Annotated in this window: 22 protein-coding genes; 4 read left to right on the top strand and 18 right to left on the bottom strand. The window is 46.2% G+C overall.

What is annotated here, in order from left to right:
* Positions 1-76: 76 nt before the first annotated feature.
* Entirely contained in the window at positions 77-580 is a 504-nt protein-coding gene (gene ispF / locus ICN19_RS09030; RefSeq protein ID WP_216247213.1) for a 2-C-methyl-D-erythritol 2,4-cyclodiphosphate synthase, read from the bottom strand.
* Positions 581-589: 9 nt separating this feature from the next.
* The gene (gene ispD, locus ICN19_RS09035; protein WP_216247215.1) at positions 590-1339 is read right to left on the bottom strand and encodes a 2-C-methyl-D-erythritol 4-phosphate cytidylyltransferase; all 750 of its coding nucleotides are present in this window, start codon (positions 1337-1339) and stop codon (positions 590-592) included.
* A gap of 23 nt (positions 1340-1362) precedes the next feature.
* On the opposite strand from ispD, the gene mfd reads away from it, so the two are divergent.
* Both mfd and serB read left to right on the top strand, forming a co-directional pair.
* Entirely contained in the window at positions 1363-4908 is a 3546-nt protein-coding gene (gene mfd / locus ICN19_RS09040; protein WP_216247217.1) for a transcription-repair coupling factor, read from the top strand.
* A gap of 18 nt (positions 4909-4926) precedes the next feature.
* Positions 4927-5814: a phosphoserine phosphatase SerB gene (gene serB / locus ICN19_RS09045; protein ID WP_216247219.1), complete on the top strand. Its 888-nt coding sequence runs from the start codon at positions 4927-4929 to the stop codon at positions 5812-5814.
* A gap of 30 nt (positions 5815-5844) precedes the next feature.
* On the opposite strand, the gene ICN19_RS09050 is transcribed toward serB, so the two are convergent.
* The 7 genes from ICN19_RS09050 to ICN19_RS09080 form a co-directional block, all read right to left on the bottom strand.
* A complete protein-coding gene (locus ICN19_RS09050) occupies positions 5845-7029 on the bottom strand; it encodes an acetyl-CoA C-acyltransferase family protein (protein ID WP_216247221.1) in 1185 nt (394 codons plus the stop codon).
* A gap of 92 nt (positions 7030-7121) precedes the next feature.
* Complete coding sequence (gene rimO, locus ICN19_RS09055) at positions 7122-8480, bottom strand: 30S ribosomal protein S12 methylthiotransferase RimO (protein ID WP_216247223.1); 1359 nt, start codon at positions 8478-8480, stop codon at positions 7122-7124.
* Positions 8481-8482: 2 nt separating this feature from the next.
* A complete protein-coding gene (gene phaR, locus ICN19_RS09060) occupies positions 8483-9043 on the bottom strand; it encodes a polyhydroxyalkanoate synthesis repressor PhaR (RefSeq protein ID WP_216214797.1) in 561 nt (186 codons plus the stop codon).
* Between the two features lie 118 nt (positions 9044-9161).
* Positions 9162-9902 (bottom strand): 3-ketoacyl-ACP reductase, encoded by a 741-nt coding sequence (locus ICN19_RS09065; protein WP_216247224.1) that lies wholly within the window; start codon positions 9900-9902, stop codon positions 9162-9164.
* A 29-nt stretch (positions 9903-9931) separates the two neighbouring features.
* Entirely contained in the window at positions 9932-11569 is a 1638-nt protein-coding gene (phaC, locus tag ICN19_RS09070; protein ID WP_216247225.1) for a class I poly(R)-hydroxyalkanoic acid synthase, read from the bottom strand.
* 116 nt (positions 11570-11685) lie between these two features.
* Positions 11686-12447, bottom strand: coding sequence for a peptidoglycan editing factor PgeF (gene pgeF, locus ICN19_RS09075; RefSeq protein WP_216247226.1), 762 nt, complete (start codon positions 12445-12447; stop codon positions 11686-11688).
* The gene (locus ICN19_RS09080; RefSeq protein WP_216247227.1) at positions 12444-13484 is read right to left on the bottom strand and encodes an RluA family pseudouridine synthase; all 1041 of its coding nucleotides are present in this window, start codon (positions 13482-13484) and stop codon (positions 12444-12446) included. Before ICN19_RS09080 ends, pgeF begins: the two co-directional genes overlap by 4 nt.
* A gap of 101 nt (positions 13485-13585) precedes the next feature.
* Between ICN19_RS09080 and ICN19_RS09085 the strand changes: the two genes are divergently transcribed.
* Complete coding sequence (locus tag ICN19_RS09085; RefSeq protein ID WP_370625198.1) at positions 13586-14392, top strand: outer membrane protein assembly factor BamD; 807 nt, start codon at positions 13586-13588, stop codon at positions 14390-14392.
* A 49-nt stretch (positions 14393-14441) separates the two neighbouring features.
* Here the strand turns inward: ICN19_RS09085 and alr are convergent, their stop codons facing one another.
* Entirely contained in the window at positions 14442-15533 is a 1092-nt protein-coding gene (alr, locus tag ICN19_RS09090; RefSeq protein ID WP_216247350.1) for an alanine racemase, read from the bottom strand.
* Positions 15534-15607: 74 nt separating this feature from the next.
* On the opposite strand from alr, the gene lplT reads away from it, so the two are divergent.
* The gene (gene lplT / locus ICN19_RS09095; protein ID WP_216247234.1) at positions 15608-16927 is read left to right on the top strand and encodes a lysophospholipid transporter LplT; all 1320 of its coding nucleotides are present in this window, start codon (positions 15608-15610) and stop codon (positions 16925-16927) included.
* A gap of 19 nt (positions 16928-16946) precedes the next feature.
* Here lplT and ICN19_RS09100 read toward each other — a convergent pair whose 3' ends face one another.
* The 8 genes from ICN19_RS09100 to scpA are packed head-to-tail and all read right to left on the bottom strand — an operon-like array spanning position 16947 to position 26024.
* The gene (locus tag ICN19_RS09100) at positions 16947-17468 is read right to left on the bottom strand and encodes a DNA polymerase III subunit psi (protein ID WP_216247235.1); all 522 of its coding nucleotides are present in this window, start codon (positions 17466-17468) and stop codon (positions 16947-16949) included.
* Positions 17465-17995 carry a ribosomal protein S18-alanine N-acetyltransferase gene (gene rimI / locus ICN19_RS09105; RefSeq protein ID WP_216247236.1) on the bottom strand — a complete coding sequence of 177 codons (531 nt, stop codon included), beginning with the start codon at positions 17993-17995 and terminating at the stop codon, positions 17465-17467. Before rimI ends, ICN19_RS09100 begins: the two co-directional genes overlap by 4 nt.
* Complete coding sequence (gene tsaB, locus ICN19_RS09110) at positions 17995-18699, bottom strand: tRNA (adenosine(37)-N6)-threonylcarbamoyltransferase complex dimerization subunit type 1 TsaB (RefSeq protein WP_255536986.1); 705 nt, start codon at positions 18697-18699, stop codon at positions 17995-17997. The genes rimI and tsaB overlap by 1 nt, the downstream gene beginning before the upstream one ends.
* 33 nt (positions 18700-18732) lie before the next feature.
* Positions 18733-19200, bottom strand: a complete 468-nt coding sequence (locus ICN19_RS09115) for a VOC family protein (protein WP_216247238.1) — start codon at positions 19198-19200, stop codon at positions 18733-18735.
* Positions 19201-19214: 14 nt separating this feature from the next.
* Positions 19215-21251, bottom strand: coding sequence for an acetyl-CoA carboxylase biotin carboxylase subunit (gene accC / locus ICN19_RS09120; RefSeq protein ID WP_255536987.1), 2037 nt, complete (start codon positions 21249-21251; stop codon positions 19215-19217).
* Positions 21252-21266: 15 nt separating this feature from the next.
* A complete protein-coding gene (locus ICN19_RS09125; RefSeq protein ID WP_216187131.1) occupies positions 21267-22799 on the bottom strand; it encodes an acyl-CoA carboxylase subunit beta in 1533 nt (510 codons plus the stop codon).
* Between the two features lie 10 nt (positions 22800-22809).
* Entirely contained in the window at positions 22810-23835 is a 1026-nt protein-coding gene (gene meaB, locus ICN19_RS09130) for a methylmalonyl Co-A mutase-associated GTPase MeaB (RefSeq protein ID WP_216247240.1), read from the bottom strand.
* A gap of 14 nt (positions 23836-23849) precedes the next feature.
* Positions 23850-26024 (bottom strand): methylmalonyl-CoA mutase, encoded by a 2175-nt coding sequence (gene scpA / locus ICN19_RS09135; protein ID WP_216247243.1) that lies wholly within the window; start codon positions 26022-26024, stop codon positions 23850-23852.
* Between the last annotated feature and the right edge of the window lie 38 nt (positions 26025-26062).

Genomic DNA, 26062 nt, shown 5'->3' on the forward strand with positions numbered 1-26062 from the left:
ATATCCGCAAACTGCCAAGCTTAGACTTCACTCTAAAGACCGTAATTCTACAATGCCTAGGGTTTTAGAGATTGTTTTAGGCCTTGTAGAGCAAAGCTACCGCATGGACGGCAATGCCCTCTCCCCTGCCCAGGTGCCCGAGAGATTCATTGGTCTTGGCCTTGAGGTTCACATGGCTGGGGGTAACAGCCAAATCAGACGCAATATTACGGACCATTTCAGGTAAAAAATCAGCCAATTTAGGCTTTTGGCAAATAATGGTGGCATCTACATTGCCAATTTGGAATCCTGCTGCCTGAACCTTTTGGAGTGCGGCCCGGAGCAAAATCCGGCTATCCATATCCTTAAATTCGGGATCCGTATCCGGAAATAGCTGTCCAATGTCATTTAAACCAGCAGCCCCCAGTAAGGCATCCGTTAAGGCATGCAATAGCACATCAGCATCGGAATGACCCAATAAACCCTTCTCAAAAGGGATTTGAACACCCCCTAGAATAAGTTTGCGGTCAGCAACCAGTGCGTGAACGTCATACCCCTGGCCAATACGAAACTGAGGAATGTGAGGAGCGCTTTGGGTCATATTGATTCTTTATCGAGTGGCAGAGCTTAAAAGCAATTGCATTAGATCCCAATCAGCGGGATGAGTAACTTTAAAGTTGCGAGCAGCACCCTCTATCAGCAGAGGCTTAGAGCCTGCCAACTCAATTGCGCTGGCCTCATCAGTAACGTCAGCTTCAAGACGAATAGCGCTTTCGAGAGCATCGTGCAACTGCTTCAAACCAAACATCTGAGGGGTTTGTGCCTGCCAGAGATGTTCGCGTGGAATCGTTCTTTCAGAGTGCGGGATGTTGCCTACTATGACTGAATCTAGATCTGCTTGCTTCAATGTGTCCGCCAAAGGCACAGCCAAGATACCGCCAGCATTGGACATCTGAACAGCGTTGATTAATTTCTCAATGAGAGCTGGTGTGATTCCCGGTCTAGCAGCATCGTGAACCAATATCCAGTCATCCTCAGCGATGCCAGCTTTGAGCATTGCCGCTAAAGTATTTCTGACTGTTTCTTGTCGAGTTGGGCCACCAGTTGGTAAAAATTCAATTCCCTTGGTGCCCTTAGCAATCGTTTGCAAAATGGGGTTGTCAATAAAACCGGGGCTAACTCCAATCCAGATTGACTCAACTCGAGGGGTATTCAAAAAAGATTCTATTGCATAACAAAGCATCGGCTTTCCAGCCAGATGCTGAAATTGCTTAGGCAACTCACCGCCAAGGCGTGAACCAGTACCAGCAGTTGGCAAAAGTGCATGACATTTCTTTTTTGAAGGATTTCCGGAAGGCATACCTGATTCTATAATGAGCCTAGATGTCTGACGTATTAAATCTAGCACCCCCTATACCCGCTCCCCGGGCTGGGCAGCGCTTTACCTTTTCAGGGCTGATTGGCTCGGCTGATGCCGCTTTAATAGCGCAAAACGCCCTTCGCTATCGCGATAAATTCTCAGTAATGGTGATTTTTTGTGCCCAAGCGCAGGAGGCTCAACGTCTATTAGAAGAAATCCCCGCTTTTGCCCCACAACTAAAAACCAGGCTTCTACCCGATTGGGAAATTCTTCCCTATGACCATTTTTCACCGCATCAAGACTTGGTGTCGGAAAGACTTGCCACTCTTTATGAATTGCTCAATGGCAGCTGTGACATTGTTTTGGTCCCTGTTACAACCGCTCTTCAGAGACTAGGCCCTCCTGGTTTTCTATCAGGCCACACCTTTTTCTTTAGGCAAGGCGACAAACTTAATGAGGCAGCATTAAAGCTGCAGTTGCAACAAGCTGGTTACGATCCAGTAAGCGCTGTGATGCGCCCTGGTGAATATAGTATTCGCGGTGGCTTGTTTGATTTATTTCCCATGGGATCCAATCTTCCTTATCGATTGGATTTATTTGGCGATGAGATTGAGCAAATTCGTGCATTCGATCCCGATACTCAACGCAGCCTATATCCCGTAAAAGAAATACGCTTGCTGCCAGGACATGAATTTCCATTTGATGATGCCTCTCGCACCGCATTCAGGGGGCGCTGGCGGGAAGTGTTTGAAGGTGATCCAAGTCGCTGCTCTATTTATAAGGACGCCAACCTAGGTATACCTAGCGCCGGAATCGAATCCTATTTACCGCTCTTTTTTGAAGAGCAATCCAATTTATTTGACTACTTCCCCAGGTCTGGTGACCCCGTTTGGCTAGTCAGCATTGGCGATGTTGAAGAGACTATCAAGGGGTTCTGGAAAGACACGCTTTCTCGATATGAGTTTCTAAAACACGATTTAGATCGCCCCATCCTACCGCCTAAGGAATTATTTTTAGATGTTGTTGAATTTTTTACAACATCTAAACCGTATGCACGTTTAGCTTTTGAAAAGGAAGGCTCTGAACAAAATGAGTTTTCTGCAGTGCCTGATATTGCGGTACATCGACGGGACGCAGATCCCATCAACCGTTTACGCAAAATAGTTGCAGCGGAAAAATCACGTGTCCTAATATGTAGCGACAGTGCGGGACGTAAAGAATCCATTCGGCAACTTTTCGAAGAGAGCAATTCAGTTACTGGACTAGATGGCAAACCCCTTTACCCATTGAAGCCTGAGGGCTTCGATAGTATTGCCGATTTCATCAAGAGTGGCTCGCTATTTGGATTGGTAACGGCACCACTCTTTAACGGCTTCTCTTGGCCAAGAGAAAATCTCATCGTCGTTACTGAAGCAGAGCTATTTACTACTACCGCAAGACAACGACGCAAAGGCAAGGCAAACGAGAATGCCGATCCTGACATGCTATTTAAGGATCTGTCGGAACTGAAAATCGGCGATCCGGTAGTACATGCTGAGCATGGTATTGGGCGTTATCAAGGCTTGGTACTTCTAAATCTTGCGCCGCCTAAAGAAGCACCTATTTTCGAAGAGTTCTTGCATTTGCAATATGCAGGTCAAGCTACTTTATATGTCCCAGTACAGCAATTAGAAATGGTGACTCGTTATGCTGGCTCAGATCCGGATTCGGCGCCGCTTCATCAATTAGGCTCAGGCCAGTGGGACAAAGCAAAGCGAAAGGCGGCTCAGCAAATTCGTGACACAGCTGCTGAGTTGCTAGGTTTATATGCTGCAAGGGCCATTCGCAAGGGTCATGCTTTTGAATTCTCGGCCCATGACTATGCCGCTTTTGCGGAAAGCTTTGGCTTTGAAGAAACTCCCGATCAAGCTAATGCCATCGCCGCAGTGATTGGTGACATGACTAGCGGAACACCAATGGATCGCTTAGTTTGTGGCGATGTTGGCTTTGGTAAAACGGAAGTAGCCTTACGCGCTAGTTTTGTTGCGGTAATGGGCGGCAAGCAAGTAGCCATTTTGGCTCCAACCACCCTACTTGCTGAGCAACACGTTGCCACATGGAAAGATCGCTTTGCCGATTGGCCCGTCCGCATTGTTGAGTTATCCCGCTTTAAAACGACCAAAGAAATTAATGCAGCCTTAGAAGCCATTGCTAAGGGTGAGGCTGACATCATTATTGGAACGCACAAACTGCTTTCCAAAGAGACGCAGTTTGCGAATTTGGGATTGGTGATTGTTGATGAAGAGCATCGCTTTGGTGTCCGCCAAAAAGATGCTCTTAAGGCACTTCGCGCTGAAGTAGACATCTTGACGCTTACTGCCACCCCAATTCCCAGAACTTTGGGTATGGCAATGGAAGGCTTGAGAGAGTTTTCCATCATTGCTACTGCCCCTCAGAAGCGCTTAGCAATTAAGACTTTTGTACGTCGTGAAGGTGATGGCGTTATACGTGAAGCCGTGCTGCGCGAAATTAAGCGTGGTGGCCAAGTCTATTTCTTGCACAACGAAGTAGAGACTATTCAGAATCGCAAACACGCTTTGCAGGAATTAATTCCAGAGGCGCGCATTAGTGTGGCCCATGGACAAATGCATGAACGTGAACTTGAATCGGTCATGCGTGAATTTGTGACACAACGCACCAATATCTTGTTGTGCACTACCATTATTGAAACTGGTATTGATGTTCCTACGGCTAATACCATCATCATGCACCGTGCAGATAAGTTTGGTCTAGCCCAGCTTCACCAATTGCGTGGACGTGTGGGCCGCTCACATCACCAGGCTTATGCCTATCTGCTCGTACCCGATCCAGAAGCACTCAGCAAACAAGCACAATTACGCTTGAATGCAATTCAAGCAATGGAAGAATTGGGCTCTGGTTTCTATTTAGCGATGCACGATTTAGAAATTCGTGGCGCTGGTGAAGTTTTGGGTGATAAACAATCCGGTGAAATTCATGAAATAGGATTTCAGCTTTATACCGAAATGCTGAATCGTGCCGTGAAATCCTTGCGTAGTGGTAAAGAGCCAGACCTTCTCTCTCCATTACAAGCTACTACGGATGTGAATCTCGGTGTACCCGCCCTACTTCCAGACGATTACTGTCCCGATGTCCATGAGCGACTCTCGCTATACAAACGTTTTGCCAGCACTCATGACTTCTCTGAATTGATGGGCTTACGTGAGGAACTGGTGGATCGATTTGGGGATTTACCAGATCAAGCGAAGTCTTTTTATGAAACCCACCGCTTGCGTCTAGAAATGACAGGGTTTGGCATTAAAAAGATTGACGCAACACCAATGTCTATTCAGATTCAATTTATTCCGAACCCACCGATTGATCCAATGAAGATCATCCAACTGATCCAGTCATCGAAATATATTCAACTCAATGGTCAAGACAAGTTAAAAGTGCTGCCTCAAAAAGACCGTGAGTTTGAGAGATTGGAACAACGCCTTGATGCCATTAGGCAAGTCCTCAGACGCCTGAATGAATCCGCTGTTTTAAGCCCAATGAAGACGGGTCAATAATCCGATTATTATTAAGCCATGAGCAATCAAGTACTTGTAGTGATATCCAGAGCCCCCTTATCTGAAAAGCTGATCTTTTCACTAAAAGATCAAGCCTTACAGCATGGTATCTCGCTACACTCCATTGGCGGTCAAGTCAGTAATGGCGCTTATTATTCCGAGCGCTTTGAATCAAGCGCGCACATTGAAACAGCCCAACGTGAGCAACTGCGCACCTTAACCGCAAACTTTAATGCGGATCTCTGCTTCTTGAGGCCAGATCTCCTGCCGCAAGATATTCGCGTGCTCGCAATGGACATGGACTCAACACTGATCAATATTGAATGTATTGATGAGATTGCGGATTTCACCGGCAAGAAATCGGCTGTATCTGAAATTACCGAAGCCACTATGCGCGGGGAAATCAAGGACTTCCAAGAAAGTCTTAGGAGGCGTGTGGCGCTACTTGAGGGCGTTCATGCAGATGCGCTTGAATCTGTCTATCGTGATCGCTTACGCCCTAACCCTGGTGCAACAGAACTCTTGGCTGGCGCTCATGCGCGTGGAATATATACATTGTTAGTTTCTGGCGGCTTTACCTTCTTTACTGAGAAGTTACGCCAGCAATTGGGTTTCAAACAAACCCAGGCTAATACCTTAGAAATTATTGACGGCAAATTGACCGGCAAAGTACTTGGTGACATCGTCGATGGTGCGGCGAAAGCTGCTCATTTGGATGCTGCATGCGCACGACTTGGCTGTACAAAAGTAAACGCTATAACCATGGGTGATGGCGCGAATGATTTGATTATGATGAATGGCTCTGGTATTAGCGTTGCCTACAAAGCAAAACCTGTTGTCAAAGAAAAAGCCGACGCGGCTTTTGACCGAGTCGGCTTAGATGCTGCTTTACTACTGATCTCTTAATGCTTTAACTAAGAGATCAGGGTAACTTTTTTAGAGACGCTCAAAAATAGTAGCAATACCTTGACCGCCACCAATACACATTGTTACCAAAGCGTACTTGCCTTGAACGCGGTGTAACTCATGAATTGCCTTGGTCGCAATCGCCGCACCAGAGCAACCGATTGGGTGACCCAATGCAATCGCCCCACCATTCACATTGGTCTTAGCTGGGTCCAAACCCAAACCTTTAGTAACGGCCAATGCTTGTGCAGCAAAAGCTTCGTTAGATTCAATCACATCGATTTGATCTAATTTGAGGCCGGCGCGCTCAAGAGCCAATTTAGTTGCAGGAATTGGGCCTTCACCCATGATGTGGTTTGGCACACCAGCAACTGCATAGGACACTAAACGTGCGATTGGCTTATGACCAGCTTTCTTAGCAGTCTCAGCATCTGCCAAGACGAAGAATGCAGCACCATCGTTAATGCCGGATGCGTTACCGGCAGTAACAGACCCACCTTCTTTCTTAAACACGGCCTTCATCTTGCCAAGTGTTTCCATTGTGGTGTCTGGCTTGCAATGCTCGTCAGTATCAAACACGATATCGCCCTTGCGGGTCTTGATAGTGATTGGAACGATCTGAGATTTGAAACGCCCTTCTTTGATTGCGTTTGCTGCACGGCGGTGTGACTCAACTGCCAATGCATCTTGCTCTTCACGAGTAAGTTTCCATTTTTCAACAAGGTTTTCTGCAGTTACGCCCATATGGCCAACACCAAATGGGTCAGTTAAAACAGCAACCATCAAGTCAAGCATTTTGGTATCACCCATACGTGCACCACTGCGCATTGCTGGTGAACCATACATACCACGTGACATTACTTCAACACCACCACCAACACCATAATCACAATCACCCAACAGGATTTGCTGAGCAGTGGTCACGATCGCTTGCAAGCCGGAGCTGCACAAACGATTGAGCGCCATCGCTACGGACTCCATTGGAAGGCCTGCTTGAATCGAAGCCACACGAGCAACATAGGCATAACGACTATCCGTAGGAATCGTATTTCCTACGGTAATGTAATTAATTAACGCCGGATCTACACCAGAGCGTGCAACCGCCTCTTTCATCACAATGCCGCCGAGCTCTGAAGGCTCAAAGCTGCTGAGGGAACCATTAAAGGTGCCAATTGCGGAACGAACTGCACTTAAGACAACGACATCACGACTCATATCAATCCCCTTTGCTAAGCCTAATAATTAGGCTGACACTGCACTAAATAATTACTAAATAAGCAATCCAACTATCAGTTTTATTCGATTCGTCAAGTTTCGGCTATTAGGTCATGCCCTTGGGAGCTAATGACTGTTGCACGAATGATTTCGCCAGCACGATAGCGTTTAGAGGGCTTGCTAGCAGGCAAAACCCTCACCAAACCATCAATTTCAGGGGCATCGCCAATAGTTCTGCCTATTCCGCCCGATTCATCTAAGCGGTCAATAATGACCTGAACACGTTTGCCTATTTTTTTAGCAAGTCGTTTTATCGAGATTTCTTCCGCTTTTGCCATAAAGCGAGCACGCCGCTCCTCACGAATTTCATCCGGGACGGGGTTATCCAGCTGGTTTGCTGTGGCACCCTCAACTGGCGAATAGGCAAAACAACCTGCTCTATCAATTTGCGCTTCATCTAAGAAGTTAAGCAAATACTCAAACTCTTCTTCAGACTCACCAGGAAAGCCAGCAATGAAAGTACTTCTGATGACTAAATCAGGACAGGCTTCACGCCAAGACGTGATGCGCTCAATATTTTTCTCGCCGCTAGCAGGACGCTTCATGCGCTTTAGGACGTCTGGATGCGCATGCTGTAATGGAATATCTAAGTAAGGCAAAACACCATAACCATGCTCTGAGAACTCCGCCATCAATGGGAGAACATCATCTACATGCGGATAAGGATAGACATAGTGCAATCTCACCCATGCTTGATGTTCACGCGCAATTTGATTTAAGGCGTTTACCAAATCAAACATTTTGGTTTTTACAGGCTTACCGTCCCAGAAACCAGTGCGGTACTGGATATCAACGCCATAAGCACTAGTGTCCTGAGAAACAACTAATAATTCTTTTACGCCCGACTCAAATAAACGCTTTGCCTCAAGCAATACCTCACCAATTGGACGCGATACCAAATCACCGCGCATGTTTGGAATGATGCAAAAAGTACAGCGATGATTACAGCCTTCGCTAATCTTGAGATAGGCGTAATGCTTAGGAGTCAGCTTTAGGCCAGCTGGCGGAACTAAATCTGTAAATGGATCATGTGGCTTGGGAAGATGCAAATGAATGGCTTGCATTACTTCATCAGTAGCGTGCGGCCCTGTAACAGCAAGGACTTTAGGGTGAATGCTCTGAATGAGATCAGAGCCATCAGCATTCTTTCTGGCACCGAGGCAACCAGTCACAATCACTTTGCCGTTTTCTGCTAACGCTTCGCCAATTGCTGAGAGACTTTCTTCAACAGCGGAATCAATAAAGCCGCAGGTATTAACTACTACCAGATCCGCGCCGGAATAATCCTTGGCAGTTTCATATCCCTCGGCGCTCAATTGCGTGAGGATGAGCTCTGAATCTACTAACGCCTTAGGACAGCCTAAGGATACAAATCCTATTTTTCCAGCCACAACTATTCTTTTTCAGTTTTATTAGGCTGGGGCGTAAACGGGAAGTTACCAAAAATATTCTGAGATCCCTGCATCTGCTCTTGCATCTTAATGAAGAGGTCTTTGCTCTGTTCCATGTAGTTGCCCATCAGACCTTGCATGAGGGGGTTCTGAATATTCATCATTTGAGACCAAGCTTCTGGAGTGCTGCCAGCACCTAAACCTTTGGTTTGATCACCAAGCTTATTGTGGATGTCCACGAATGACTGCATGGTCTTCTCAAGGTAATTACCCATCAAGCCTTGCATGGAGTTTCCATAGAAGCGAATGATTTGAGAAAGCATTTGGGAAGAGAACACAGGTGCACCACCCGCCTCTTCCTCAAGAATAATTTGCAACAAGATGTTGCGTGTTAGATCTTCTTCAGTTTTAGCATCAACAACTTTAAATACTTCGCTGCCCATAACCAAATTCTTGATGTCAGACAGCGTTACATAAGTGCTGGTCTGGGTATCGTAGAGACGGCGATTTGGGTACTTCTTGATGAGCCGATCTTCGCCAGCTCGTTTTGCACGGGTTACCATTTTTTTCCTTACTCATTACTGCATCGCAACATCAGCGTAGTTTATCCCTAGTTTGACCTAAAGGTAAATACGCTGTGTTGCGTACTACAAATACTCTAATAATTGCTGCAGTGCAATATTAGCCAGTATGAATTCCGCCGTTTAATGAGAAATCAGCGCCTGTAGCATATCCACCATCATCAGATGCAATCCAGCAGCAAATAGAAGCGATTTCCTCAGGAGTACCTAAACGTTTCACCGGAATGCCAGAGACAATCTTTTCCAAAACATCCTCACGGATCGCTTTAACCATATCTGTACCGATGTAACCAGGAGACACCGTATTCACGGTAACCCCTTTAGTGGCCACCTCTTGAGCCAAAGCCATAGTGAAACCATGCAGGCCGGCCTTAGCTGTTGAATAGTTTGCTTGACCAAATTGGCCTTTTTGACCATTCACAGAAGAAATATTAATAATCCGACCCCAATTATTTTCAACCATGCCATCGATTACTTGCTTGGTTACATTGAACAAAGAGTTGAGGTTGGTATCAATAACCGCTTTCCATGCATCAGGAGTCATCTTGCGGAATACGCTATCACGGGTAATGCCGGCATTGTTTACTAATACATCTACACGCCCAACATCGGCCTTTACCTTTTCAAAAGCGGCAACCGTGCTATCCCAGTCAGAAACGTTACCCTCGGAAGCAATGAAGTCATAACCTAGCGCCTTTTGCTCACCCAACCAGCGGTCTTTACGTGGTGAATTTGGACCACAACCGGCGATCACCTTAAAGCCATCTTTAGCAAGGCGTTGACAAATAGCGGTGCCAATACCACCCATACCACCAGTTACATATGCGACTTTTTGAGACATTACTTTCCCCTTTTAAAAACCTTAGTTAATTAGTTTGCGATTTCTGGTGTTGCTTTTTCTTTGACATACACACCAGGTGCTGCTTCCATTTTTTTGTACTTGGCATTACCAAAGGTAGTACTTGCTGGCTTTTTCTCGCCACCAAATTGCTCCAGCCATTTTGTGTAATCTGGCCACCAGCTTCCAGAAATTTGTTTAGCACCCTCTAGCCATTCTGCTGCCGTTGGTGCAAGCTTGTTGTTTTCAAAGTAGTAACGCTTGTTTTTTGCTGGCGGATTAATTACGCCGGCAATATGGCCTGATGCACCCAAGACAAATCGGTTCTTACCTTTAAGAATATGCGTGGACTCATAAGCTGATTGCCAAGGAACAATGTGGTCCTCTTGTGAGGCATATAAATACGCCGGGCATTTAATCTTGCCGAGATCAATCTTCTCGCCACAGATTTTGACCTTGCCTGGTTTAACCAAATCATTTTGCAAATAAGTGTGACGCAAATACCAGCAATACATTGCACCAGGCAAGTTCGTGGAATCGCCATTCCAATAGAGCAGGTCAAATGGTGGCGGTGAATTTCCTTTCAGATAATTCTCTACAACGTAATTCCAAACTAAATCGTTTGGACGCAAGAAAGAAAAGGTGTTGCCCAGGTCTAACCCAGACATCATGCCGTACTTGCCGCCCTTACCGCCGATGGTGTTCTCGCGCATTTCAACCATGCCTTCATCAATAAAGACATCCAGGATGCCGGTATTGGTGAAATCCAATAAGGTAGTAAATAGGGTTAAGCTAGCAGCCGGATGCTCATCGCGAGCCGCCAATACCGCTAATGCAGATGTGGTTAAGGTGCCGCCAACGCAGAATCCCAAGATATTAATTTGCTTGGTGCCTCCGATATCTTTAACTACTTCAATCGCTTTAATGACGCCCTTGCCAACATAATCATCCCAACTCACCTCAGCCATGGAGGCATCTGGATTTTTCCAAGACACCAAAAATACGGTGTGACCTTGGCTCACCATATGTCGAACTACAGAGTTATCTGGTTGCAAATCCAGAATGTAGTATTTATTGATGCAAGGTGGCACCATTAAATAAGGACGCTCGAATACTTGATCTGTTAATGGTGTGTATTGAATTAACTCAAAGAGTTCATTACGGAACACCACGTGACCTTCCGTTGTGGCAATATTTTTTCCCACTTCAAAGGCGGACTCATCCGTTTGGGAGACCTTACCTTTTTTCATATCCCCCAATAAGTTCACAATCCCTTTTTGAATGGACTGTCCTTGGGAGCTGATGATGCTCTCCAGTACTTCTGGGTTAGTTGCAATAAAATTGGATGGTGAAAGCGCATCAATCATCTGCTCTGTTGTGAACAGAATTTTCTGCTTAGACTTTTCATCTGTTTCTACTGCTTTGGCCAAGGCCATTAAATGCTTAGAGTTAAGCAAGTAAGTTGCTGCAATGACTTTGCTCCATGAGGAGTGCCATGCCTTTCCTGCAAAACGACGATCTTTGACTTCAATCGCTTCAGGATTGGTTGCGATGTGCGCTAGTTCTGTGAAATATTCTTTTTGGATTTCAGATAAACGCTCTGGCGGAATTAGTGCCATGTGATGCGGCGCCAAAGATGGCGTTGCACCGGTATTCATGCCTGCAAACATAGTAGTCTCTTCGATTAGTTAGAGACATTCTCCGCCCTTAAGCACTATAGAGTTATACGCAATAACCCTAGCCCTAGAGAGAATCTAGTAGTTACCCTCATAGAATGGCGTATTAATTATTTTGCTATCCAGATAGCAGAAGCAAATCTACCTGTTTCGCCATCACGCCTGTAGGAGAAAAACTGATCACCATCTCTCACGGTGCAGTATTCACCACCAAATATTGATGTCACGCCACAGGCTTGAAGACGATCGCTAGCCAAACGATAAATATCAGCTAAAAATTTTCCAGATTTACTAGTAATAGGCTTAAATGCCTCCTCTGAAAAAGGTAATCCAGAAGCTCTAAACGCCTTTACAACATCCTCGCCCACTTCAAATGACTCTGGCCCTATTGCAGGACCCAGCCAGACTAGCAAATCAGATGCGGAACTTTCTTCGGATAGACGCAGCATTTCAGTAACGGTGTTTTCCAAAACTCCAGCGCAAAGCCCTCTCCATCCTGCATGTGCTGCACCAACAACAGTCCCTTTTGAATTAGTAAACAACGCCGGCAAACAATCCGCAGTCATGATCACCAGGACCTCGTTCGCGATATTGGTGACTGATGCATCAGCATCGATCACATCGCCAGATTTTGTTCTACGTGTTTCAGGGGTGCTTACCACCGTGCTATGTGTTTGCTTTAGCCACAAGGGCTTGTTAGGCAAGGTCTTGGTGAAGATTGCTCTATTAGCCAATACGTCCTCAATATGATCGCCGACATGATCGCCCAGGTTTAAAGATTCAAAGGGAGATGCACTCAGCCCACCAGTTCGAGTACTAACTTGCGCTTTTACAGAAGCTGGGGCTTGCCACCGAGGACTTATCAAAGTCATGCTTGTGATTCATTTTGTATAGAGGCTAGGACCACAGCTTCTTTGGGTAGCACTTCCTCACTCATCTCTAACTGAGGTAACAAATCTAATATGTCCTGCGGAGGAAGACGGAACCAAGTCATCAATTCATTTTTCACTGGATGCTGAAGACTTAATGCAAATGCGTGCAAGGCCTGGTGACTAAATTGAATATCTTTTGCTACCCCTGGTGTTTTTTTGCGATAGACAGGATCGCCAACCAATGGAAAGCCTAGTGACTCTAGGTGAACTCGAATTTGATGAGTGCGTCCAGTTTCTAGTCGGCACTCCAACAGGGTGACTGGTGACTCTTTTACGAGGCCCTTGGCTAAGCGACGAAACAAAGTAGCGGCAGGCTTGCCTTGGGGGCTGCCTGCAGCCATTTTGAGGCGATCCCGCTGATCACGACCAACGGAAGCCAAAACCTTCCCTTGACTTGGTGCATCACCCCAAACCCACGCTAAATAGCGTCGCCCTACTGTTCTATCTTGCAGTTGGCGCACTAAAGAGGTTTGCGCTTGGGATGTTCTTGCCACAACCATCAAGCCTGATGTGTCCTTATCTAGTCGATGGACAATACCCGCCCTGGGTAGCATCTTTAACTCAGGATAATGAAAAAGGAGTCCATTTAACAAAGTTCCGGACCAATTGCCTGCAGCTGGGTGAACCACCAAACCAGGCGGTTTATTGACCACAATGATGTCTTCATCCTCATAAACTACATCTAGAGGGATATTTTCAGGACTAAAAGCAAATTGCTCGGGCATTTCCTGCGGAAACACCTTAATACTCTCGCCTCCTCGAAGAAGATAGCGGGCTTTAGTGACCTTTCCATCGACCATAACCGCTCCGGCCTCCACCCAAGCCTTTAGACGATTGCGTGAATAATCAGGCAAGGAGCCCGCCAGCACCTTGTCCAAGCGCTCGCCAGCCATCTCCAAGGGTATTTCTAGGGAGATGAAATCCTCATCATCGATATAATCAATGGGATTCGAATCAGGAGTTTGCGGCAATGCCACGCTTAAAGAGCCTTTCAGTTATGTCCGACGTAATATCAGACGCCAGTTTAAGGCTTGCTGGGAATTCTTCCACACAAAAGAAGATTCGCAATTTAAGCAGCATGCCGATTGCCATAGTTTTGGCCTTACTTTTCGCCTTGACGCTCTTGAGTGGTTGCGCAGGCAGTGACGGCAACAAAGACGACACCGACATCTGGTCAGAGGCAAAACTTTATTCAGAAGCTACGGATAAGTTAAACGACGCTGACTTTGCTAAGTGCGGAAAATACTTTGAGAAGCTCGAGGCTCGCTTTCCATTTGGTCCGTATTCTCAACAGGCACAAATTAATGCTGCTTATTGCTATTGGAAAGCCCAAGAACAAACTCAAGCACTAGTTGCTATTGATCGCTTTATCAAATTGCATCAAGGCAGCCCAAATCTCGATTACGCTTATTACCTAAAAGGTCTCATTACCTTCAATGACGACTTGGGATGGCTGGGGAAATTTACTGGTCAGGATCTGAGCGAGCGTGATCCTAAAGCAGCTAAAGAAGCATTTGAATCGTTCAAAGTTGTTGTTGAGCGTTTCCCTAATAGCAAATATGCACCAGATGCCTTGGATCGTATGCGCTATATCGTTAACTCTCTAGCTGAAGCGGATGTCATCGTAGCGCGATATTACTACCAACGTGGCGCCTATTTAGCTGCCGCGAATCGTGCTCAATTGGTTATTCGAGATTATGACCGCGCACCTGCTGTAGAAGAGGCGCTTTACATTCTGACTAAGTCATATGAGAAACTTGGTATGACACAATTAAGTAACGACTCTGCGCGTGTGTTTAAACTGAACTTCCCAGATAGCCAGATGATGTTAACTGGTCAACGTGTTAAAAAAGAGCGTAGCTGGTGGCAGTTCTGGAATAAATAATGTATGTGCATTACTTGCATAAAAAAAATCCTCCGTACTGGAGGATTTTTTATTTGATGGCTACAGGCACCCTTGGAGCTAAGGCACAGAGTAATTCGTAACCAATCGTGTCGCTCATTTTTGCAACGTCATCCACCGGAACTTTGTCACCCCAAAGTTGCACAGCGGTACCAATGTCTGCATTAGGCGCATTACGCAAATCAATCGCCAACATGTCCATGGAAACTCTTCCCACCAAAGGACAAATAACTCCTTCTTCGCCATGGGCAACCCAGACGGGGGTGCCGTCTTTAGCGTGCCTCGGATAACCATCTGCGTAACCACAAGCCACGATACCTACACGCATTGCTTCCGTTGCCTCATAGCGACCACCATAGCCTATGCGATCGCCCTTCTGGAGATCCTGAATATCAATAATTTCGCTATGTAACTGCATTACCGCTTGTAGATTGGCATGCTCAACATCGGCATGCAATCCTGTTGGTGATGCGCCATAAAGCATGATGCCGGGACGAACCCAGTCACCCAATGCATTTCGATGCCACAAAATAGCTGCTGAATTAGCTAGCGAAGTAGAACCCTCTAACCCTTCAATGGTTTGGTTAAACAACTCTTGCTGAGCGCCAACAGTCGGAGATTGATCCACTTGGTCCGCATTGGCAAAATGAGTCATGTGGTGCATGTGATATCCAGCAGCATGCAAGCGGTGAAATGCTGTTCTGTAGGCCTCTGGCTTAAACCCCAAACGGTTCATACCAGTATTCATTTTGAGAAAGACATTAAATGGCTTATGGTTTTTGGCTTTAAAACGCTCAAGCCACTCCACTTGAGCTTCGCAATGGACAACCAAATCGCAAGCCAATTCCTCTGCAAGGCTGAGCTCATTTTCATGAAAAAAGCCTTCTAGTAGCAGTATTCGACCCTGCCAACCATGTTGACGAAGCCATGTTGCATCCTGAATATCCAATAGAGCAAAGCCATCTGTAGAAGCAAGCCCCTTTAAGGCGGCATCAAAGCAATGGCCATAGGCGCGGGCCTTAATAACCGACCAGATCTTGGACTCTGGCGCCAATTCTCGAACTCGGTTTAAATTATGCTGAAAGGCGGCAGTATGAATAGAGGCCAAAATTGGTCTATTAATCATGCCGTTAGCTGAATCGCCCATAATCACCCCTCCTTTCATGTTTTAATTGTAGTAATGACTAGATTGTACGAATGAACCGTAGCTTTTACATCATTATGGCGGCGCAATTTTTTTCGTCGCTTGCTGATAATGCTCTCCTGATAGCGGCTATTGCCCTCCTGGCCCAGCTCCACGCTCCGGCCTGGATGACCCCTTTGCTCAAATTGTTCTTTGTGCTGTCCTACGTCCTCTTGGCAGCCTTTGTAGGCGCTTTCGCTGATTCCCGCCCTAAGGGCAACGTCATGTTCATTACGAACACGATTAAGTTTATCGGCTGCGTGGCCATGCTCTTTGGAAGCCACCCTTTGCTCTCATATGCCATTGTTGGCCTGGGAGCAGCTGCATACTCGCCTGCAAAGTACGGAATTTTGACCGAACTGCTTCCACCAGAAAAATTAGTTGCAGCCAACGGCTGGATTGAGGGCCTAACAGTTGGGTCCATCATTTTAGGTACGGTATTGGGCGGCGTTCTTATTAGCACCACAGTCTCCCAAAGTCTGCTCGCCTTAGATATGCCGACTTTTGAAACCGGCATTGATACACCGGCTGAATCAGCAATCATGATCATCATGATGATTTATGTTGTTGCAGCACTCATCAACCTAAAGATTCCGGATACTGGCGCACGCTACGTTTCCCAAAAGACCAATCCAATTGAATTAGTAAAAGATTTCGCTATTTGCTTTAAAACGCTTTGGAATGATCGCCTGGGTCAAATTTCCTTGGCAGTTACTACTCTATTCTGGGGTGCCGGCGCTACCCTACAATTTATTGTGATCAAGTGGGCGCAAGTAGCCCTCCACATGAATTTGTCTCAGGGCGCTATTTTGCAAGCGATCTCTGCCGTAGGTGTAGCTGGTGGAGCTGTCTATGCTGCGTGGCGTATACCTCTGCGCAGATCTTTGGATGTTTTACCTTATGGAATTGCAATGGGTTTAGTTGTCTGCGTAATGGCAGTCTACAACTCCGATTTACTGCCTAACACAAGCATTTTTAGCTTCGGTAAATTTGATGTCACTCTCAATTTATTGCCAGCTTATTTCTTATTAATTCTGGTGGGCTGGCTAGCGGGTTACTTTGTAGTGCCAATGAATGCACTGCTGCAACATCGCGGACATGTACTCATGTCTGCAGGTCACTCCATTGCCGTTCAGAACTTTAATGAAAATATTTCAGTACTGATGATGCTATTGATCTACTCGCTACTCATTTGGCTAGATGTACCAATTCAAATAGTGATCGTTGGGTTTGGTGTAGCCGTGAGTTTAATTATGTGGCTGGTTATTAAACGTCACGCCAGAAACCAAGCGGAATATGACTCCATGCACCTCATCGGCGAACATAAGCACTAAGCTTATCCTCCGGAAGTCTTTAGATGTTTTGCAGCACCGAGCGAGCCATCAATAAATCCTGCCAAAGCATAGCCTTCTCTTTTGGCTTTGTGAGTACTTGATTTAACTCAAAAGAAGCAATCACCGGAATCTCTTCTTCGTTGCCCGTATTTAAAGCAAGAACCGTTTCGCGCAACTGCGGCAGCGGATCTCTTTCCCCGGTTATCTTTTGAGCAACTGGCCCACCAAATGCAATCGCAACTACTGGTGAATCGGGGTTTGTTAATTGGCCCAGGTTCTCTGATGGATTCTTCCAGGACCACTCATTCTTAGCTAGACCAAGCACCCTGATGAGATTTTGAAACAAAATTTTGGCATCGCCCTGTGGTTCGTTTCCAAAAAACCACCACATACCATTGCTCGCTCTTGGGGAGGTTTGCGTCTCTTGTGGAACGGCTCGAGAACTTACTGCAACAGATGTTTCAGGATGTGCTTGAATTGCATCCCGAGATGTCCACTCGGTGATGCCCATTTCCTTTAAGAAGGTTGAATTGTTGCTCATGCCTCTAGCTTAATCGATTTAGCCAATACAAGAGCGTCTTCTCGTCCACCAGTTTCTGGGCTTGCAGGGTAATAATTTTTACGAATACCAATTTGCTCGTAACCCAATTTTTGGTACAGGGCTAAAGCTGCTGTATTCGTTGGTCTTACCTCCAAGATGATTCTCGGCATCTTTTGCTGGAAAGCCACGCCCTCTATAGCTGCCATCATTCTTTGCCCTAGTCCCAGCTTGCGTAAATGAGGTGAAACGGTGATGTTGAGGAGATGTAATTCATCAACAGCAGGAAACAAGATGCAATAGGCCCAAAGCACCGCTGGATCCAAATAGGACCCCTTTACCATTTGATCTTCTTGTGGCCGAATGCAATAAGCCCAATGGCCTGCCGCCAATGAATCTGAAAAGTTGCCTTTTGTCCAAGGATGAATATGGGAAACAGATTCAATCTTCAAGACATCGTCTAAGTCAGCTTGCTGCATCGGCAAGAAGGAAAGTTCTGCAGCGCCTTCTGCTGTTTTGTGATCCGACATTACCTCTTGCCCTCTTCCCGTTCGGCAGTAGTAAATGCCACTTTATCTCGCACATACAGGGGCTCTAGTTGTCGAACTTCGCAATGTACCCCGTCTTGTAGGGACTGCTGTGCACATTTCAAAATACCCAATGCGGAAATGGAGATATCTGGATCGATTGGACCTGTGAATTGCGGTAAGCGTTGGCTATAGGCATTTAAAGCACTACCAGCAAGTAATTGCATGTCTTCTAAATTGAGATCTTCTGGCTTGGTCAGGTGAATATCGCCAATGCGACTTGGCAAGCACCCCTCTTGAATGTCGTAAGAAGCCCAATAGACCTCTTCCATCCGAGCATCAATTGCAATCATCAATCGCTGAGGTTGGGAGGATTTGAATACTTCTGAATCTAAAAGTTGGGCAGCGATGGCATCAAGGCTACATACCGGCACAACCGGAATGTTTTGCGAAACAGCCAAGCCCTGTACTGCGGCCACACCTAAACGTACACCAGTAAACGCACCAGGACCGTTACCTACAGCAATCGCATCAAGGTCTTCCAGGGAAGCTTTTGCATCGCTTAAGAGCGACTCAATCCATGGCAATAGCAATTGGCTAGCGCCAGCTGTGACAGCTTCATGCCTGAATTGCACTGCCTGACCTTCTAACGATAAAGCCACCGAACACCATGCTGAAGAGGTGTCGATGGCTAATATATTTGCCAATTTAAATCCCGTTAATTTGCTTACCAGTCCAAATTATGTACTTAATCCTGCAATAACTTCTGGAGGAGCCTGAACTAGCTCAATAAGCACACCTTCACCACCAATTGGAAACTCGTCATTTCCTTTTGGGTGCACAAAGGTAATGTCATAGCCCGCTGCACCCTTGCGAATGCCACCAGGCGCAAAACGTAGGCCATTCGCGGTAAGCCACTCAACCGCTTTAGGCAGGTCATCCACCCACAAACCAATGTGATTTAGGGGTGTTTGATGAACTGCTGGCTTCTTTTCAATATCGAATGGCTGCATGAGGTCAACTTCAATCTCATGCGCACCCTTACCGATTGCACAGATATCTTCATCCACGTTTTCGCGTTCAGAAACAAAAGTGCTCTTGTATTCGAAGCCCAGCATATCAACCCATAATTTCTTGAGTCGATCTTTATTTTCACCGCCAATAGCGATTTGCTGAATGCCTAGAATTTTGAATGGCTTAGCGCTCATAGTCATCAACCTTATTATTCGAAGCGAATGATCAACTGATCAACCGCTAAGCTATCACCCTCTTTAGCGCAAATTTCGGCAACCACACCATCTTGAATAGCCGATAGCGTGTTTTCCATTTTCATCGCTTCGATGGAGGCTAATTTTTGACCAGCAGTAACGGCCTCACCCACTTTGACGGCAATCTTCGTTAATAGCCCTGGCATTGGAGACATCACCAACTTGGAAGTATCTGGCGGTAACTTGACTGGCATGCGACGCTGGAGCTCAGCACCTAATGGACTTAGCACCATACACTCGTAATGAACGCCATCGAGAACCAACACATAACGCACGCCACGACGTTCAACTTGCGCAGTGATTTTGTGAGTACCGTTAATGGTTGCGTGCAGACAAATTTGACCTGGACGCCATTCACTTACGATGTCATAACGGCTTACACCATCGGCATCTTCGATGTAGACGGAATAAACACCGTCCTTGAGCTCAACCCGAATAGGTACCTCATACGGGTCATTCATAGATCCCGCCTTTTTGCCGGTAACAACCACAAATTTCTTACCAATAATCATTTCATGACCGGCTAACTGACCATCGATCATTTGAATGTGCTGAAGATAGCGATAGCGCATAAATGCTGCCAATGCAGCTAAGCGCTTAGGATCTGCAGGCTGTACTGAATCTTTCTTAAAGCCCTCAGGATACTCTTCTGCAATAAAGCCGGTTGTGAAGTCACCATTTACAAAGCGTGGATGCTGCAATAAAGCAGCCTGAAAAGGAATATTTGAATGTATTCCGCGAATAACGAAATCATTCAGTGCAGCACGCATTTTTTCAATAGCCTCTGTACGATCCTTGCCATGAACGATCAACTTAGCGATCATGGAATCGTAGTACATCGGAATCTCACCGCCTTCATAAACACCCGTATCAACACGAACGCCATTAACTGACTCTGGTGGACGGTATTTCACGAGGCGGCCTGTTGATGGCAAGAAGTTACGGAATGGGTCGTCGGCATTAATACGGCACTCCATGGACCAACCGTCAAGCTTCACATCTTCCTGTTTAAAGGCCAGCTTCTCACCAGCAGCAACACGAATCATTTGCTCAACTAAATCAAGACCAGTGATGCTTTCAGTAACAGGATGCTCAACTTGCAAGCGGGTATTCATTTCGAGGAAGTAGAAAGACTTATCCTTACCAACTACGAACTCCACGGTACCTGCGGACTGGTAATTAACGGCTTTAGCTAACGCAACCGCCTGCTCACCCATCGCTTTACGAGTAGCTGGATCGATAAAAGGAGATGGCGCTTCTTCAATCACCTTTTGATGACGACGTTGGATTGAGCAATCGCGCTCATTGAGGTAAACCACGTTGCCATGAGAGTCGCCCAAAACCTGAATCTCAATATGGCGTGGGCCTTCTACAAATTTCTCAATGAAGATACGGTCATCACCGAAGCTATTCATCGCCTCTGTTTTACAGGCAGCAAAACCTTCGGCGGCCTCTTTGTCATTAAAAGCAACGCGTAGACCTTTGCCGCCACCACCTGCAGAAGCTTTGATCATGACCGGATACCCTATGCCTTGGGCAATCTTCACCGCCTCTTCAGTAGTATCAATTGCTTCGTTGTAACCAGGAATGGTATTGACCTTGGCATCTAGAGCAAGTTTCTTAGAGGCAATTTTATCGCCCATTGCTGCGATAGATTGATGTTTAGGGCCGATAAATACAATGCCCTCTTCCTCACAACGCTTAGCAAACTGCTCGTTCTCTGATAGGAAGCCGTAGCCAGGATGCACTGCTTCAGCGCCAGTATCTTTACAAGCCTGGATAATGCGATCCATCACCAAATAGGATTCACGTGAGGGAGCTGGTCCGATGCATACTGCCTCATCAGCCAACTGAACATGACGTGCCTCTTTATCTGCTTCCGAATAGACAGCAACAGTCTTAATGCCCATCTTTTTGGCGGTGGCCATGACACGGCAAGCAATCTCGCCGCGGTTAGCAATCAATATTTTCTTAAACATTTTCGTAGTCATAATTTGTCAGCGCCTTTACAGAGGAATATTGCCGTGTTTACGCGCAGGATTCTTCAAGTCTTTGTCTTTAAGCATTGCTAGTGAACGAGCAATACGTTTGCGGGTTTCGTGAGGAAGGATGACGTCATCAATGTAGCCACGACGTCCAGCCACAAATGGGTTTGCAAACTTAGATTTGTACTCAGCTTCACGAGCTGTAATTTTTTCTGGATCGGATTTCTCTTCACGGAAAATAATTTCAACAGCGCCTTTAGGGCCCATCACAGCAATCTCAGCTGAAGGCCAAGCGAAGTTCACGTCACCACGTAAATGCTTGGAAGCCATCACGTCATAAGCGCCACCGTAGGCCTTACGTGTAATTAATGTTACTTTAGGCACCGTGCAATCTGCGTACGCATAGAGTAATTTCGCGCCATGCTTAATGATACCGCCGTATTCTTGGGCGGTTCCTGGCATAAAGCCTGGAACGTCAACCAATGTAACCACTGGAATATTAAAAGCATCGCAGAAACGTACAAAACGCGCTGCTTTAATGGAAGCTTTGATATCTAAACAGCCAGCCAATACCAAAGGCTGGTTTGCGACAATACCAATTGAGCGACCTTCAATGCGGGCAAAGCCAATCACGATATTTTTTGCGTAGTCAGGCTGCAATTCAAAGAACTCGCCATCGTCAACGATCTTCTCAATCAACTCTTTCATATCGTAAGGTTGATTTGGGTTCGATGGCACCAATGTATCTAAAGAGAAATCTGGCTCTTCGGTGCGATTAGCACCCTTAATCAAAGGCGGCTTCTCACGGTTAGAGAGCGGCAAGTAATTGAAGAAGCGACGCAACATCATGATTGCATCGACATCATTGTCAAATGCTAGATCGCATACGCCTGAAACTGTTGAGTGAGTTACAGCACCACCCAATTCTTCGGCAGTGACATCTTCATGAGTAACAGTCTTAACCACTTCAGGACCAGTCACGAACATGTATGAGCTATCTTTAACCATGAAAATGAAGTCGGTCAGGGCTGGAGAGTAAACCGCGCCACCCGCTGATGGACCCATGATCAAGGAAATCTGTGGAATCACGCCAGACGCAGTAACGTTGCGCTGGAAAATTTCAGCATAGCCGCCAAGAGATGCAACACCCTCTTGAATACGTGCACCACCAGAGTCATTCAAACCTATAACAGGCGCTCCGACTTTAAGGGCTTGATCCATGATCTTGCAGATTTTTTCAGCGTGAGCTTCAGACAGGGAACCACCAAGCACAGTGAAGTCTTGTGAGAACACAAATACCAAACGTCCGTTAATCATTCCATAGCCGGTAACAACGCCATCGCCAGGAACGGTTTGATCACCCATGCCAAAATCATGGCAACGGTGCTCAACAAACATATCCCACTCTTCGAATGTGCCGGCATCTAGCAAGAGTTCAATACGCTCACGCGCAGTTAACTTGCCTTTTGCATGTTGAGCCTGAATACGCTTTTGCCCGCCACCCAATCGGGCAAGCTCACGCTTGGCTTCCAGTTGTTGAATGATTTCCTTCATTTCCTGCTCCTTAGAAAAATTCATGCCCCATGGACTCCAGTAGCCGTCTTGCGGCTACAGAAGCTGCCATAGTTCCTTGATTTACTTGTGCAACCAAACTTGGTAGAAGTTTTTGCACTGCTTCATTGCTACGAAATGCGTTTTTGAGTCCAGCATCGATGCGATCCCACATCCATGCACCTGCCTGTTGTTTACGACGCGATTCAAATTTACCGTTCGCCTTTTGCAGTTTTTCAAAATGGGAAACTTTGTCCCAAAGCTCTGGCACGCCTTTGCCCTCGAGGGCGCTCAAAGTCATCACTTGCGGATGCCAAAATTCTTTATCGTGTGATGCGTGATCAGGGTTGCCCTGGAATCCCAACAGACGCAATGAACTCGTGATAAATAGTTGAGCACGCATTGCAGCATCTGGATCGATATCCACTTTATTAATCACAATCAGGTCGGCGATTTCCATCACGCCTTTTTTAATTGCCTGAAGATCATCGCCAGCATTAGGTAATTGCAATAACAAGAACATATCGGTCATGCCGGCAACCGCGATTTCACTCTGCCCTACGCCAACCGTCTCAACAATGATGACGTCAAAGCCTGCGGCTTCAGCAACTAACATGGCTTCACGTGTCTTCTCGGCTACACCACCCAAAGTACAAGATGATGGACTTGGACGAATAAAAGCATTCTCCAGAACGGATAAGCGCTCCATACGAGTCTTATCGCCCAATATTGAACCCCCAGAAATACTGGAAGAAGGATCGATTGCTAAGACGGCAACTCGATGACCCTTTTCGATCAGGTAAAGACCCAAAGATTCAATTAAGGTCGACTTGCCTACTCCTGGAACGCCTGAGATACCGAGGCGGAATGATTTGCCTGTTTTAGGCAACAAAGAATTAAGTACGTCATCAGCACGATGACGGTGATCTAGGCGTGTTGACTCAAGCAAAGTAATGATCTTCGCCAGCGCGCGACGCTGTTTAAGCGATGGCGCACCAGTGAGATCATTCACCAGAGCCTGATCAGCAGCTTCGAGCATGCCTATGATCCGTATTAAGCTGGTTTAACAGACTTGCGAATTTGCTCAAGCACATCCTTGGCTGATGCCGGAATGGGTGTACCTGGTCCGTAGATTCCTTTAACGCCTGCCTCATAGAGGAATTCGTAATCTTGTCTTGGAATCACGCCGCCAACGAACACGATGATGTCGTCTGAGCCTTGTTTTTTCAATTCAGCAATGATGGCCGGAACCAATGTCTTATGCCCAGCTGCCAAAGTAGAAACTCCTAAGGCATGTACGTCATTCTCAATCGCTTGGCGAGCACATTCTTCAGGCGTTTGGAATAAAGGTCCGATATCCACGTCAAAGCCTAAGTCAGCATAGGCAGTGGCAACAACTTTCGCACCGCGATCATGTCCATCCTGGCCTAATTTGGCGATCATCACACGTGGACGACGACCAAAGTCTTTTGCAAAATCAGCTATTTCTGTTTGGAGTTTTGCCCAGCCTTCGGCTGAGTCATAGGCAGCTGCATACACACCGGTCACCTTTTGAGTATCGGCGCGATGGCGCCCGTAAACTTTTTCTAAAGCATCAGAAACTTCACCAACAGTTGCACGTAAACGAATCGCGTTTACGGCTAGCTCCAAGAGATTTCCTGAGTTATCTTCTGCAGCCTTGGTTAAAACCTCTAATGCAGCCTGTACTTTTTGTGAATCACGTTTTGCTTTGATATCTTTGAGGCGAGCTACCTGACCTTCGCGAACCTTATCGTTGTCGATCATCAATACGTCAACAAGATCTTCTTTGCCAAGCTTGTATTTATTAACACCAACAATTACATCAGAGCCAGAGTCAATCTTGGCTTGTTTTTCAGCGGCAGCTGCTTCAATTTTCAGCTTAGCCCAACCACTTTCAACTGCCTTGGTCATGCCACCCATGGCTTCTACTTCTTGAATGATTTCCCAAGCTTTATCAGCCATCTCTTGTGTGAGGTTTTCCATCATATAAGAGCCCGCCCATGGATCGATCACGCTCGGAATATGGGTTTCTTCTTGCAGGATCAGCTGAGTATTACGAGCAATGCGACTGGAGAACTCAGAAGGAAGCGCAATCGCCTCATCCAGTGAATTGGTATGCAATGACTGTGTGCCGCCAAATACGGCAGCCATCGCCTCAACTGTAGTTCTCACAACGTTGTTGTATGGATCTTGCTCAGTTAAAGACCAGCCAGAAGTTTGGCAATGCGTACGGAGCATTAAAGACTTTGGATTCTTTGGCTCGAAGGATTTCATAATGCGCCACCACAGCAAGCGTGCAGCGCGCAACTTGGCAACTTCTAAGTAGAAGTTCATGCCAATCGCAAAGAAGAATGAAAGGCGTCCAGCAAAGCCGTCCACATCCAATCCTTTAGCTAGCGCTGTCTTTACATACTCTTTACCGTCGGCTAATGTGAAAGCCAATTCCAAAACTTGGTTAGCACCCGCCTCTTGCATGTGATAACCCGAAATCGAAATCGAGTTGAACTTAGGCATATGCTTAGCGGTGTACTCAATGATGTCGCCGATGATGCGCATTGATGGCTCTGGTGGGTAAATATAGGTATTACGCACCATGAACTCTTTCAGAATATCGTTCTGAATGGTTCCTGATAATTGCTCTTGCTTAACGCCTTGTTCTTCACCGGCAACGATGTAGCCAGCCAACACAGGCAATACGGCACCGTTCATCGTCATCGAAACAGACACTTTGTCCAATGGAATGCCATCAAACAAGATCTTCATATCTTCTACAGAATCAATCGCAACGCCGGCCTTACCAACGTCACCAGTAACCCGAGGATGATCTGAGTCGTAACCACGATGCGTGGCTAAGTCAAACGCAACAGATACACCTTGACCACCAGCATCTAACGCTTTGCGATAAAAAGCATTGGATTCTTCGGCTGTTGAAAAGCCAGCATATTGGCGGATGGTCCATGGGCGAACTGAATACATCGTCGCTTGTGGTCCACGCACGAATGGTTCAAATCCAGGCAATGTATCGGTGTAATTGAGGCCTTCAATATCCGATGATGTGTATAGAGCTTTTAGGTGAATTCCATCTGGTGTTTTCCAACCCAAGGAATCAACATCGCCATTAGGGGCTGATTTCTGAGCTGACTTTTTCCAAGCATCAAGGTTGGTATCTGGAAAAGATGGCCATGAATTATTTTCTTTAGAACTCACAAAAACTCCCGGTTAATTTTTGTTGCATTGCATCGAAA

This window comes from Polynucleobacter sp. AP-Capit-er-40B-B4 (assembly GCF_018882245.1).
GTDB lineage: Bacteria > Pseudomonadota > Gammaproteobacteria > Burkholderiales > Burkholderiaceae > Polynucleobacter.